The following is a 13,127-nucleotide window of genomic DNA, read 5'->3' as shown; positions in this document are numbered from 1 at the left end:
TTGAGTATTAACGTACAAATATCGACAATCTTCCTTAAAAGATAAGTAAAAAATGTAAATTTGCGTATAATTTAATTTTAATATAATCTTCAGTAATGCAATATAATCCGAATGAAATCGAAGCAAAATGGCAAAAATTTTGGTTCGAAGACAAGACGTTCAAAGCTGATAATAAATCAGATAAACCCAAATTTTATGTATTAGATATGTTCCCTTACCCTTCTGGTGCCGGCTTGCACGTAGGTCATCCACTTGGATACATTGCGTCTGATATCTATTCGAGATACAAAAAACTGAAAGGTTTTAATGTCTTACATCCAATGGGATACGATTCTTTTGGTTTGCCTGCAGAGCAATATGCGATACAAACGGGGCAACATCCTGCAATTACGACAAAAGTAAATATTGAAGGTGGTGTAGATAAACAAGGAAATATTATCGCAGGGTACGAAAACCAAATGAAAAAAATTGGTTTAGGTTACGATTGGGATCGTGAAATTCGCACATCAAATCCTGATTATTATAAATGGACGCAATGGATTTTTAATCAATTATTTGATTCATATTATGATGTTAATTCGGATAAAGCAGAACCAATTTCTAAATTAGTCGAAACATTTTCTACAGAAGGAAATTCAACTATAAATGCAATTGCAGACGAAGACATCGAAATCTTTACAGCTGAGCAATGGAACGCTTACACAGAACAAGAACAACAAGCAATTTTATTAAAATATCGTTTAACATTTTTAGCTGAAGCAGAAGTAAACTGGTGTCCAGATTTAGGAACAGTTTTAGCAAATGACGAAGTAATTAACGGCTTATCAGAACGTGGTGGATTTCCAGTTGTGCGTAAAAAAATGACACAATGGATGATGCGTATCACGGCTTATGCAGACCGTTTATTAACTGGTTTAGATGGTTTAGATTGGCCAGACCCTATCAAAGAATCGCAACGCAATTGGATTGGAAAATCTCAAGGTGCGTCAATTTTCTTTGGAATTAATGGTCATAACGATAAAATAGAAGTTTTTACAACGCGTCCTGATACAGTTTTCGGCGTTTCTTATGTTACTTTGGCACCAGAGCATCCTTTGGTTTCTCAAATTACAACAGCAGAAAATAAAGCGAAAGTTGATGCGTATGTAGATTATACTTCAAAACGTTCGGAACGTGATCGTTTGGCTGATGCAAAAAACATTACAGGAGAATTTACAGGTGCTTACGCAATACATCCATTTACAGGAAAACAAGTTCCGATTTGGATTGGCGATTACGTTTTAGCATCTTACGGAACCGGAGCTGTAATGGCTGTTCCTGCTGGTGACGAGCGTGATTTTGCTTTTGCAAATCACTTCAATTTACCAATTATTAATATTTTTAAAGGACAAGATATTTCTGAAGCTGCTTTTGGAGAAAAAGGCGGATTCGAATTACAAGCTTCTGATTTCTTAAATGGTTTAGATTATAAAGAAGCCGTACAAAAAGCAATTGAAACTTTAGAAGAAAATGATTTTGGAAAAGGTAAAACAAACTTCCGTTTACGCGAAGCTGTTTTCTCTCGCCAACGTTATTGGGGAGAACCTGTTCCGGTTTATTTTAAAGAAGGAATGCCTTATACAATCCCTACAGAAGCTTTGCCAATCATCTTACCAGAAGTTGACGAATATTTACCAACCAAAGAAGGTGAGCCACCTTTGGGTCGCGCTACACAATGGGCTTTTGATACAACAACAAACCAAGTTGTAGACAATACTTTAATCGATAATAAAACAATTTTTGCTATCGAATTGAACACTATGCCAGGTTGGGCGGGTTCTTCTTGGTATTGGTTACGTTATATGGACGCAAAAAATGAGAACGAATTTGTTTCTCAAGATGCGGTTAATTATTGGGAAAATGTAGATTTATACATGGGTGGATCAGAGCATGCAACTGGTCACTTATTGTACTCTCGTTTTTGGCAAAAATTCTTATTCGATAAAGGATTAGTTCCGACAGATGAATATGCAAAAAAATTAATCAACCAAGGAATGATTCTTGGAATGAGCGCGTTTGCTTATAAAGTAGTACCAAAATATGAAATAGATGATAAATTATACATTTTAGAATTAAAAAACCCATTGTTCATCCCTTTTAATTATTATAAAAATACTCAAGCAAAACTTGATAAATATGATGACTCTTGGGGTACAATTATTAATGACAAAGATTTAATTTGGAATCAGTATCATTACGATATTTTAAAGAAAATAGAAAAAATACAGCCTGACATTTACAAGGGACAAGAACCTGATTTTACAATTCAAAAAATCCACGTAGACGTTAACATGTTAAAAGATGGTGGTGATGAATTAGATACAGACCAATTTAGAGCTTGGAGAGAAGATTATACGAATGCAGAATTTATTTTAGAAGACGGAAAATACATCACAGGTCGTGAAGTAGAAAAAATGTCGAAATCTAAATTCAATGTTATTTCTCCTGATACAATTTGTGACGAATATGGAGCAGATTCTTTGCGTTTGTACGAAATGTTTTTAGGTCCATTAGAACAAACAAAACCGTGGAATACACAAGGTTTATCTGGCGTTTATTCGTTCTTGAAAAAATTCTGGAGATTATTTCATTCAGGTTCAGAAGAAACATTTTTTGTATCAGATGACGAACCAACAAAAGAAGAAATGAAAGTGTTGCATCAAACCATCAAAAAAGTGGACGAAGATGTAAACAATTTCTCTTTCAATACATCGGTTTCAACATTTATGATTGCGGTTAACGAATTAGGAAAATTAAAATCGAACAAACGTTCAATTTTAGAGCCTTTAGCAATTGTTATTTCGCCTTATGCGCCACATATTGCAGAAGAATTATGGTCTAAATTAGGTAACGAAACATCTGTAGCAAAAGCTGATTTCCCAATTTTCGAAGAAAAATGGTTGGTTGCAGACGCAAAAGAATATCCAGTTTCTTTTAATGGTAAAATGAAATTCTTATTAGAATTACCTTTATCATTATCGAAAGATGAAATTCAAGAAATCGTGATGAACGACGAACGTACAATAAAACAATTAGGAGACAGAACGCCTAAAAATATTATTATCGTACCAGGAAAAATCATCAATATTGTAGGATAATTTTCAAATCAATATAAATTAAAAACGCTGAGCATTGCTCGGCGTTTTTTTATTTTAAATTATTTATATCTTTAAATTAAACTTATCACATGAAATATTTACCAATTCTAGAAACAGAGCGTTTAATTATTCGACCAATTTCTATGGACGATTTAGATGGTCTTTTTGAAATGGATTCTCAACCAGAAGTTCATATCTATTTAAAAAATGAACCAATAAAAACGATTGATCAAACAAAAAAAATAATTGAAGATCTGGTAATTCAATATGAAAAATTGGGGCATGGTCGACTTGCAGTAATCGAAAAAGAATCTGGTAATTTTATTGGTTGGACGGGTTTTAAATACATCGAAGAAAAAGATAAAATCAATAATAAAATCGATTTTTTAGACTTTGGTTATCGCTATAAAAAAGAAGTTTGGGGAAAAGGTTATGCGACTGAAGCAGCAAAGGCTTGCATTGATTTTTATAATCAGAACATGAAAGAGATAAAACTAAATGCACTTACGCATATCGACAATATAGCTTCGCGAAAAGTTTTAGAAAAAGTTGGTTTTCAGGTGACAGAAACATTTCATTTTGATTTGTGGAATCTGGATTGTTATTGGTATGAATTTAAATAAAACTGATTCATTTTCTGATTCATTTTTTCTTCAATTGATTATTTACGTAAATAATCAATTTTATGAAACGAAAAAAAATAATTGGGATGAAAATCATAATATTTATTATACCTATGATTTTGCCGATTATGACCGAAAAAAATATGGTTTAAACATAAATTATAGTCCAGTTTTTACGTTATTTAAAGGAGTTACATTAATGCCAAAAGCAGGAATTGGAATAAAACATCGTAACATAAACTATTCAAATAGTGTAAATTTACAAGAAGCTGAAAATGCTTCTTGGGGATGGATGTACCATTCTTTGTACAGATAATATTTATGAACAAAATGGCTCTGATACAAATTTAAATTTAAACCTTAACTTCAGAGTCGCTTATCAATTTTAAAAAAACATGAAAAATATACTTCTAACTGCAATTTGTACATTATCATTTCAAATGAGTTTTGCGCAAAAAATCTCAACAAATGAGTATGAAATTAAAACAAATTTAGACGATTTTAATCTAAAAGGAAAGGTTGAAAAAATTGTTTCTACCGCAACAGATGTGCAAGGAAATACAACCACTTTACCTTTTTTAGATAACGAATTTTTTAATCAAGTTGCATTAGAATTTAATAACAAAGGAAACCTTACAAAACGGTCTAATTATTTGGATTATCGAGGAAAACTAGCTGTTTATAACTATGTTAATTACAATTACAATAACTCAAATTTAATTGATAAACAGACGAATACAGTTATTAACAATGGTGAAGATCCTAAACGAATTGCTTCGGAAAAAACATTTGATTACGACAATCAAAATCGATTGATAAAATTAGATGAAAAGATTGAAGGAAAATCATCAAAATCTGTCTATGAAACTGTTTTTAATTACTCCAATAAATTAGATAAAATTACAACGAAAGTTGAAGGTTCTACGATTTCTGAAAACAACTTGACTTACAATAAAAATGGGTTTTTAGTTTTAGAAGAAACTAGTTCTTTTGACGGAAAAAAAGGAAGAAAATCATATTATATGTATGATGGAAAAATACCCGTTTTTCGAGAAGAAGTTGTTGGAAATACAAGTAAAATAAGCTTTTTTGAAAACGGAAATATTTCTAAAATTCAGGTTTTTGACGCCAATAAAAAGTTAGATTATCAAGCGGATTTAAATTCGAAAAATGAAATTGTAAACTTCAAAAAACAATCTTTCAAAAATGGTCAAAGTGTCTTATCAACTTATCAAGTTGAGTATAATTATGATACGAAAGGTAATTGGACAAAAGCAAATGTAACTTCCGACAATGGATTAAAATTTGTTGTGTCACGTGCAATTACTTATTATTAATAAAAAAACAAAAGGTTGAGCTAAGCTCAACCTTTTTCCACAAATAAATAACACACTACTTTTTAATAATTTTAAAAGTAGAATTGTTAACTTTTATGATGTAAACACCTTTTGGTAAATTAGAAACCTCTAATTGATTTTTTCCTTTTTGTAGTGTTTTCTCTGTAATTTTAGTTCCTGTAATGTTATAAATTTCTGCTTTATCAGCTTCTTTTACTTCTATAAATAAGACATTGTTCACAGGATTTGGATAAATATTAACCGCAGATTTAGTCAAATCATTTGTACCTAAAACAGCTGTAGAAATCGTCATTAATTGCTCCACAACTTTTCCGTTTGAATTGAATGAAACTTTAATTTTAGCTGTTCCATTTTTTAATGGATTAATTACTAATTCATCATTTTCATTAATCGAAACTTCTGCGATATCATCATTTTCAATAATTTCTAATTCTTTTACAATTGCTGAAGCAAGATTATCTGTATCCGAAACTTTATCTTTTAAATCAATTGTTGTAGCAGAATTGATGTGATAAGTCGCCTCTAAATCAGTGATTTTTGGCGCTGCATTATCCTGAAAAACAGGTAAAGCAGGAAACCAATAATATGCAGAAAGTTTTACTGTATTAATTAATTCTCCTTTGTTTGTAATGGTATGCGCCCAGTTTTGTTCAGAATTTGCACCCCAACCAGCACCAACTGTTGTTAAAATTAAATTATCCGAAGCAGGATCTATTCGTAAACCAGCCCCATAAATTGTTTGCTTTGGCGTTGTATCTTGCCCAGGAACTTTAGCAAAAGCTTCGTCAAACTTCTCTGTTGTTGCATCAAATTTTATGATATTAATTCCCGAAGCAAAGTAAATATCGTTAGATTGTGTGGCTGCGCAATAACTACCAGCATTCCAAAATCCCCACGTATTTGCAATTTTAGCCGTTGGTATACTAACTTCTGTTGTTTGTAAAGTTGTGGGATCTATTTTTACCAATTTCGTATCTAATGCACCCCAAATATTACCATCTTTAGTTTGTACTAGCGAAATAAATTTTCCTGCAACAGCTTGTTTGATTGTATTTTTAATTGGATCGATAACTAAAATTCCTCCATTTTGTGATGTCGCAAAAACATATTTAGACGTACGAACCATGACTGCAATTTGTCCAACTTTATCCGTTCCCTCTACCAAAGCGCCAATTTGTAACTTCTCGATATCAAACAAATAAATTCCTTTACTTGTCCCGATGTATCCTTTTTTTGCATCAACACCAACAAAAGTTCTTCCATCACCACCAATAGTTCCGAAAGTTGCTTTTTGCTCTAATGTTTTAGCATCTGCAACAACCAAACGATTTCCTTGTTTAGAAATAAGATAAAAGTTATCGCCATAAATTGTTCCGTATTGCGTTGTTACACCTAATTCTTCGGTAGGATTTGTTGTTTTATAAATGTTATAATCAACCGTATTGTCTTTATTTACGAAATTGACTGATCCATTTGAATGACCAAACCAATCTTCGTTCACAATAAAAAAACCATCTGTATATTGTTTTGTCTGTCCAAAAGCTGTTTGTATCGTTAAAAGTGATACGACTGAAAGTAGAATTTTTTTCATAATTATTTTTAAAATCATTAAAAAGTATTGCCTCAAAAAGAGACAATACTGTACACAAATAAATAACACACCACTTTTCTAAATCAGAAAAAATAGCCTTGTTAAGTTTTTTAAATTATTAGTTTGTAATTTTTTCGACTTTTAATTTATCCATTGTAAAATATAAAGCCGTATTCGCGCCCCATTGTCCTACATCAGTCGTTTCTAAGAAAAATAACAAGTATTTTACTTCGCCTAAAGCAGACAAATCAACATCTTGCCAATTTGTTGAAATAGTGTTAACACCGTTTCTAAAGTCTACGAAGTAATGAGTGACAGGTTTTTCTGTTGTTAATTGTTTAGCTGCTGTAACACCGTAGATATGAACGGCAAAATAATCACCTTTTTCAAATTTTCTTGCATAACTGTCTCCATTCAAAATACCATAATAAGGCCAAGGTGCAATTGCTAATTTTACGTTTTTAGCTTTGTATTTTGATGTTTCGTCAACAATTTCTACTACACTAGAAAATCTGTCTACGTTTACTTCTTTACCAAATTGTAATACGCTTTCTGCCGGTTTATGATCTGCAAAAGAAACTAAGAATGGTTTTCCTACACCATCTGCACCACCTTTTGCCATTGTTCCCCATTGGTTATCTAACCAACCTCCAGTTGCTATTTGGTCAGAGTTATCCGAACTGTTAGATACCGTGAAGCCCATCCATGTATAATATTCTGGCCAAGCTGTGTGTTTGAATTTGAAAATACCTGATGTTAATTCGGCGTCTTCTTTATATGTACCAGACCAAATTTTTCCTCCAGCAGTTGCTGTTCCGTCTGACAAATCAAATTTTGATAAATCAAGTGTTTCATATTTCAGTTGATCAACTAATTCGGTTGTATCGTCATCATTATTACAAGAGGATAAAAATAAAATTGATGAGGATATGAATAATAATTGAACGAATAATTTCTTTGAGAATTTAAAATTCATTTGATAGTTTTTATAATGTTTATAAATGTAAATCGTAAGCGCCTGTAACTTCTGTTGAAATTTCGCCTAACCAACCTGCTTCTTGATTGGTTGCTGTGTAAACTTTGATAAAATCAATTCCCATCAATTTTACTTTGTTTCCGTTTTTATCAACTGCCCAATCGATGTCAATATTTGAATCTTCCGAACTATTTTGTCCATTATCGGCATAACCGTACGCATATTGTTTACCTGTCCAAATTCCATTATTTTCTGTATAATTATTTGGTAAAAGCGAACCTGAAAATTTTAACTGATTATCACCAAACCACAATGGATAATAAGACTGTTTGTGGTAAACATTTTTCGTTTTGTATCCAGAATTTCCTTGATTATCTGTCCATTTTATATATTGAGGATTTGGAACAACATCTTCTACAGTTGGTTTTTGGAACTCAATCGAATAATTTTTGATTGTTTTTGGATTTGTATATTCGCTTCCTGCAATTTCGTACCATTCGTTATCGTCTGGCACACCATTTTTATTTTTGTCAAAGGCAACCATAATAATTCCAGGTTCAGAAGATCCAGCAAAACCATTTCCTAAAACTTTAAAATCGCGCTGATCTGTTTTATTGATAATTGTATGATCAAATCCGAAAACAACATAACCACCGTAACCTCCTAAAGAAATCATAGTTGATTTTTCTCCAATCAACGCTTTTCCGGCTTTTGTAACCATTGCAGCTTTTGTATCACCAGCTTCATACAAAGGCAATTTGTTTGTAAACTGACCTACAGAAGGTAAATAATCAAAAACTTGCGCAATATATTTGCTATACGTCGAAGTTTCTTGTTGCACTTTGACCGTTGTTTTTAGATTGGCTGATTTTGAAGCACTTTTAATTTCTAAAGTCAAATCGTAAGAACCTGCTTTGTCCGAAACAAATCCTAAAGTTTGTTCGTTTCCAACAACTTCATTTCCTAATTTCCATGTAAAAGTTGCGTTTTCGTAACCAGAAATTGTAGGTTCTACTGTTAAAGCTTTAAGACGAGTTACATCGTAAGAACTGTTTAATTTTGCATCATCTGTCGATACAAGCGTATCATCGTCGCTACAGCTTTGTAAAAAAGCAATGCTCAATGCTGTTAATAAAATTTTTGAGTATTTCATGTGTAAGATTTATTTATAAACAAAGGCAAAATGTGCTGGAATATTTCCGGTTGCGGTCTTCCATTTAAATGCACCATTTTTATCAAAACAATAGACGTAACCCATCGATACATAATTTCCAACATCTGTAATATAAATGTCTTTTGTAACTGGATTAACAGCGATTCCGTAAGGAGTTTCGATGTTTTTTATGACAGGATCATTCACCAAATTTGTGTTAATTATTTCTTCTGTTTTGGTGTCAATAATTCCGTAAGATTTGGTGTACTCAAACGTTGTGTAGTTAAATTCGTTTGAGTAATAATATAATTTATTGTCTACAATTGTAAAATTAGAAACGGGTAAATTAAACTTTTTCTTGATTTTACGCGTTTTCGAATCAATCACATATAAATTTGAAGGAATCGAATAATAATCTCCTCTAGAAGTTACATACAAATCACCATCGCTGTCTTTTTTAATACGGTGTAAATTAACTTCGACATCAATTTTTTCGGTTTCTTTAAATGTTTTTAAATCAATTACAGAAACTGTTTTATCATATTGCGGAACACGATATCCACCTGAATTAGCAACATAAAGATTATTATCAACAATTTCTAATTCATCTGGTTGATAACCTACCGTAACTTCTCGTGTAATTTTAAGCGTCAACGTATCTATTTCTACCACTTTTCCTAAAGGCGCTTTTGGGTCAATAGTTACTGGACCTGCGTAAGATGTTGCATAAGCTTTTCCGTTTGCAAAATTGATATATCGTCCATTTTCTAACGGAATAGTTGCAATGTGTTTTGCCGTTTTAAGCTCCATCACTTCAATAAAATTAGAAACATTAATTACTGCATATAGTTTATTCCCATATACTTTTATATCGTTCCCAACATCGCCCAATTCCTTTACCATAGTAGGATTGGCAGTTGCATATATATTACGATTATACACACCTTTTGTAAAATCCATATAATCTATCGTTGCCGTATTACTTCCCATATTACCTTCGTTCAGTAAATAAAATCCTGCAACTTCGGTTTTTTCTGGCGTTGTAATTTCATCTTCTTCCTTGTCTATCACATACACATCTTGTTGACAGCTATATAAAGTTATCAAAGCAAGAAAACAGCTTGTAATTACTTTTAAATTTCTCATAAGTTTACGCTTAGTATTAATTTGAATTGACGACCTGGCATTGGATAATTTGAGACAATATCATACTGTTGATTCAAAACATTATTTAATTCGAATGAAGTTTTAAATGAATATTGATTGATTTTAAATTCTTTATGAACTCCTAAATCATTTGTAAACCAAGGATTAAGTCGATTATATTTGTTATTATCTTGATGAACATTGTAGCGTTCGCCAACATAAATAAAGCTGTAGTTAAAATTCCATGTTTTGTAAGCTGTGCTCAACACAAAAGATCCGCTGTGTTTCGCAGTGAATGGAATTTGATTTTTGTAGTAACTTTTTTTAGAATCAGAATAATCCAGCGCTTCTAAAAAACTATAATTAAGCAAAGGAGAAATTTCGACTTCGCCTAACTGAAATGTGGAACGAATTTTAACATCCAAACCTTTCATTTTAGTCAAACCAATATTTAGCATCGTAAATCGAAATAAACTTCCCGACTCCGCAGCTGTAATTTTATCTTTCACTTCATTATAATACGCATCAACTTGAGCCGTAAAATTTTTGAAGAAATTAGAAGACGATTTAGCATACGTAAAGCCAATATTGTATTGTTTAGAGTACTCTGGTTTTAGATTCGCATAACCAACTTGGGTATAATACAAATCGTTAAAAGTTGGCATTCTAAATATATTCTTGTAAAATGCTCTTACAGTAAAATCTACGGAAGAAAATGGTTGATAATTCGCAATAATACTTGGCGTCCAAACATTTTTATCAGGCGATTTGGTATTCATTTCCACTTTTTCTTGCACAAAAGTTCCCAATAAACTTCCTTGTACATTTAATCTTCCAAATCGATAAGTGGACGCAAATGCAACAAGGTTTGTAAAGCGTTGTGGATAAGAGAAATTCTTTAAATCTGCATCTAAATTATTGTACTGAAAATCAGTTGAAGCACTAATATCCCATTTGTTATTAATCGAATATATATTTGCCCAAGACGCATAAAATTCGCGTTGTGTATATTTATTTTCTGTTTTAACAGTAGAAACTGTATCTGTAAAATGAGTAAAATCGTAAGCAAATTTGGCGCTTAACCTTGATTGAAATTTTTTAAATCGTTTTTCATACTGACCTTGTACAAAATAGTTTTTATCGACCAAGGTTTGTCCTCGTCCATCAAATCGACCACGAACAATTGCGGCAGGAATTCCTCTGTCAGATTCGTACAAATATCCTTTTACATTCCAATTCGAAAAATATCCTTTTCCAACCAATCCTAATTCGATGCGTTTTGCTTCAACTTGACCATCTCTTCTCGTTAATATGGTGTCATAAGCTGTAGAACCATCCAAATTTTTGCGCTGGTATCTAAATTTATACTTCCCGTTTGTTTTGAGATATTCTGCACTTAAAACTGCTGCCAAACGATTATTTATTTTTTGTTCAATTCGGGTTGATGGATTGATTAATTGTATAGATCCTAGCTTATATCGAAGTGTAATATTTGTTTTTTTATCGCCTATAAAACTAGGTCTTTTGGTTTGAAGATAAATGGCAGACGCCGACGCATAATCTTTTGCAGATTGAAAAATATTACTTTTTTGACCGTTGTAAAGACTGATAATTTCCATATCATCCAACGAAAATTTTCCTAAATCTACAATTCCATTTTGCGCATTTCCTAATTGTATTCCGTCATAAAAAACACCTACATGTTGCGTTCCCATTCCGCGAACATCAATTGTTTTTAAACCACCAACTCCACCATAATCTTTTAGTTGTACACCGGCAAAATAACGCACAGCATCGGCAACAGAATGACTATTTAAGGCACGCAATTGCTCTCCTTTTAATTCCTGAACCGGAATAATAGATTTTTCGTTAGTAGTTAAAATTTCGACTTGCTGTAACTGCAAAATACTATCCTGAACAATTTGTGCATGTGCAAAATTATTTCCAAGTAATATTAAACAACAACAAATTAAAGTATAAAGATTTCTCATTAGCGTTAATTAGCTGTTGCTAACGAGAGTATATGAAGTAAAATTTAGACAAGTTACACCTATCCAAAAATATGTTCTTCACGCTTTAGTCCCCGAAAGCATTCAAAAATTATCATTTTGGTAGGTCTTCTGACTTACTCCTTTTTAGAAAATCCTTCCCATTCTATGTGAACAGTGGATAAACAAGTTTCTAAAAATATGGAGCTTACAGCAGCGGGTCTGTTCAGGATTTTCACCTGATTCCCTGTTACGGAACGGTTAAGTTCGCACCAAATGTTTTTCAAAAATAGTTAATATATCTCTAATATTCTACACTTTTGATAAATTAACAGTCTGATTATTATAAACAAAAAAAGTTAACGAATTGTCAACTTTATATTATTCTTTTATTTTTTGAATTTCGATTAATTCTTTCGTTTCATCAACATAAACCGAAATATTTTCGTAATTCCACTTATCAAATTCTTTCTTTCCTTTGATCAAAGCTTTTCCAGTTCCTTTAGATCCTTTTATTGGTACCGAAATATCTGCAACACCTTTATCATTAGAAACAGCAATATTTCCACTAAAAATACCGTCAGTTTCTATATTAGTTCCTAATTGTTGTTCAACTTCTGGATTATGATTGATAATACTTATTGCATGGCTTGTAACATCATTATCATTAACAACCTTACTTATTCCCCAAAACGCACCACCAATCAATAAGACAATAAATAAACCAATAAAAGATAAACAACCTATTGGTACAGCCCATTTCCAATTACGTTTAAACCAATTTTCTTTTGGGATTAATTGATTATTAAATTCAGTTTCTTGCATATTAATTTAGATTATAAGCTAATATATTAAAAAGACGAATAACTTGAAGATTTAGTTTTGAGTGATGAATATTTAGAAGTAAGATATAAGACTTAAGTCCTAAGTTTATAAGAAAAGCAACCTGTCATTCAGAGCGCAGCGAAGAATCTACTCCGTCATCCTGAACTCGTTTCAGGAACGCACAAGTTAAGTTTAGAGTTCTAAGTAATAAGTCTTTAAATCTTAAGTCTTAGTACTCTTTTCCTTGACTTTACTCCATAAAAAAAGTCTCAAGAAATAAATCTTGAGACTCTTTATAAAAACTGGCGACGACCTACTCTCCCGCAATAG

The 13,127-nt window shown here is 31.9% G+C and carries 10 protein-coding genes and 1 riboswitch; of the genes, 4 read left to right on the top strand and 6 right to left on the bottom strand.

From position 1 onward, the window contains the following. Positions 1 to 95 precede the first annotated feature (95 nt). The 4 genes from BM072_RS09520 to BM072_RS09505 all read left to right on the top strand — a co-directional run bounded on the left by BM072_RS09520 (position 96) and on the right by BM072_RS09505 (position 5,097). Positions 96 to 3,137: a leucine--tRNA ligase gene (locus BM072_RS09520; protein ID WP_092908439.1), complete on the top strand. Its 3,042-nt coding sequence runs from the start codon at positions 96 to 98 to the stop codon at positions 3,135 to 3,137. 89 nt (positions 3,138 to 3,226) lie between these two features. Beyond that, positions 3,227 to 3,760 carry a GNAT family N-acetyltransferase gene (locus tag BM072_RS09515; protein WP_092908438.1) on the top strand — a complete coding sequence of 178 codons (534 nt, stop codon included), beginning with the start codon at positions 3,227 to 3,229 and terminating at the stop codon, positions 3,758 to 3,760. Next, positions 3,747 to 4,076, top strand: coding sequence for a hypothetical protein (locus BM072_RS09510; RefSeq protein WP_092908437.1), 330 nt, complete (start codon positions 3,747 to 3,749; stop codon positions 4,074 to 4,076). Before BM072_RS09515 ends, BM072_RS09510 begins: the two co-directional genes overlap by 14 nt. A 79-nt stretch (positions 4,077 to 4,155) precedes the next feature. Next, complete coding sequence (locus tag BM072_RS09505) at positions 4,156 to 5,097, top strand: hypothetical protein (RefSeq protein WP_125113470.1); 942 nt, start codon at positions 4,156 to 4,158, stop codon at positions 5,095 to 5,097. Positions 5,098 to 5,152: 55 nt separating this feature from the next. On the opposite strand, the gene BM072_RS09500 is transcribed toward BM072_RS09505, so the two are convergent. The 6 genes from BM072_RS09500 to BM072_RS09475 form a co-directional block, all read right to left on the bottom strand. Then, positions 5,153 to 6,709, bottom strand: coding sequence for a T9SS type A sorting domain-containing protein (locus BM072_RS09500; protein ID WP_245752115.1), 1,557 nt, complete (start codon positions 6,707 to 6,709; stop codon positions 5,153 to 5,155). Between the two features lie 118 nt (positions 6,710 to 6,827). Next, entirely contained in the window at positions 6,828 to 7,685 is an 858-nt protein-coding gene (locus BM072_RS09495) for a DUF4465 domain-containing protein (RefSeq protein WP_092908434.1), read from the bottom strand. Between the two features lie 19 nt (positions 7,686 to 7,704). After that, on the bottom strand, positions 7,705 to 8,838 hold the full coding sequence (locus tag BM072_RS09490) for a PKD-like domain-containing protein (RefSeq protein ID WP_092908433.1): 1,134 nt from the start codon (positions 8,836 to 8,838) through the stop codon (positions 7,705 to 7,707). Between the two features lie 9 nt (positions 8,839 to 8,847). Next, positions 8,848 to 9,984 carry a YncE family protein gene (locus tag BM072_RS09485; RefSeq protein WP_092908432.1) on the bottom strand — a complete coding sequence of 379 codons (1,137 nt, stop codon included), beginning with the start codon at positions 9,982 to 9,984 and terminating at the stop codon, positions 8,848 to 8,850. Continuing rightward, positions 9,981 to 11,975, bottom strand: coding sequence for a TonB-dependent receptor (locus tag BM072_RS09480; protein ID WP_092908431.1), 1,995 nt, complete (start codon positions 11,973 to 11,975; stop codon positions 9,981 to 9,983). Before BM072_RS09480 ends, BM072_RS09485 begins: the two co-directional genes overlap by 4 nt. Before the next feature lie 101 nt (positions 11,976 to 12,076). Next, positions 12,077 to 12,264, bottom strand: a riboswitch (cobalamin riboswitch). Positions 12,265 to 12,353: 89 nt separating this feature from the next. Continuing rightward, positions 12,354 to 12,797, bottom strand: a complete 444-nt coding sequence (locus BM072_RS09475; RefSeq protein ID WP_092908430.1) for a cytochrome c oxidase assembly factor Coa1 family protein — start codon at positions 12,795 to 12,797, stop codon at positions 12,354 to 12,356. Positions 12,798 to 13,127: the final 330 nt, after the last annotated feature.

Source organism: Algoriella xinjiangensis, assembly GCF_900115015.1.
In the GTDB taxonomy this organism is placed as follows: domain Bacteria; phylum Bacteroidota; class Bacteroidia; order Flavobacteriales; family Weeksellaceae; genus Empedobacter; species Empedobacter xinjiangensis.
Note: the sequence above shows the minus strand (reverse complement) of the source record. Positions and strands in the feature narration are given on the sequence as shown.

Excerpts from the sequence above, each read along its gene's own strand:
- BM072_RS09490 (WP_092908433.1), bottom strand. The coding sequence starts at position 8,838 with ATGAAATACTCAAAAATTTTATTAACAGCATTGAGCATTGCTTTTTTA.
- BM072_RS09510 (WP_092908437.1), top strand. The coding sequence starts at position 3,747 with ATGAATTTAAATAAAACTGATTCATTTTCTGATTCATTTTTTCTTCAA.
- BM072_RS09515 (WP_092908438.1), top strand. The coding sequence starts at position 3,227 with ATGAAATATTTACCAATTCTAGAAACAGAGCGTTTAATTATTCGACCA.
- BM072_RS09475 (WP_092908430.1), bottom strand. The coding sequence starts at position 12,797 with ATGCAAGAAACTGAATTTAATAATCAATTAATCCCAAAAGAAAATTGG.
- BM072_RS09500 (WP_245752115.1), bottom strand. The coding sequence starts at position 6,709 with ATGAAAAAAATTCTACTTTCAGTCGTATCACTTTTAACGATACAAACA.
- BM072_RS09495 (WP_092908434.1), bottom strand. The coding sequence starts at position 7,685 with ATGAATTTTAAATTCTCAAAGAAATTATTCGTTCAATTATTATTCATA.
- BM072_RS09480 (WP_092908431.1), bottom strand. The coding sequence starts at position 11,975 with ATGAGAAATCTTTATACTTTAATTTGTTGTTGTTTAATATTACTTGGA.
- BM072_RS09505 (WP_125113470.1), top strand. The coding sequence starts at position 4,156 with ATGAAAAATATACTTCTAACTGCAATTTGTACATTATCATTTCAAATG.
- BM072_RS09520 (WP_092908439.1), top strand. The coding sequence starts at position 96 with ATGCAATATAATCCGAATGAAATCGAAGCAAAATGGCAAAAATTTTGG.
- BM072_RS09485 (WP_092908432.1), bottom strand. The coding sequence starts at position 9,984 with ATGAGAAATTTAAAAGTAATTACAAGCTGTTTTCTTGCTTTGATAACT.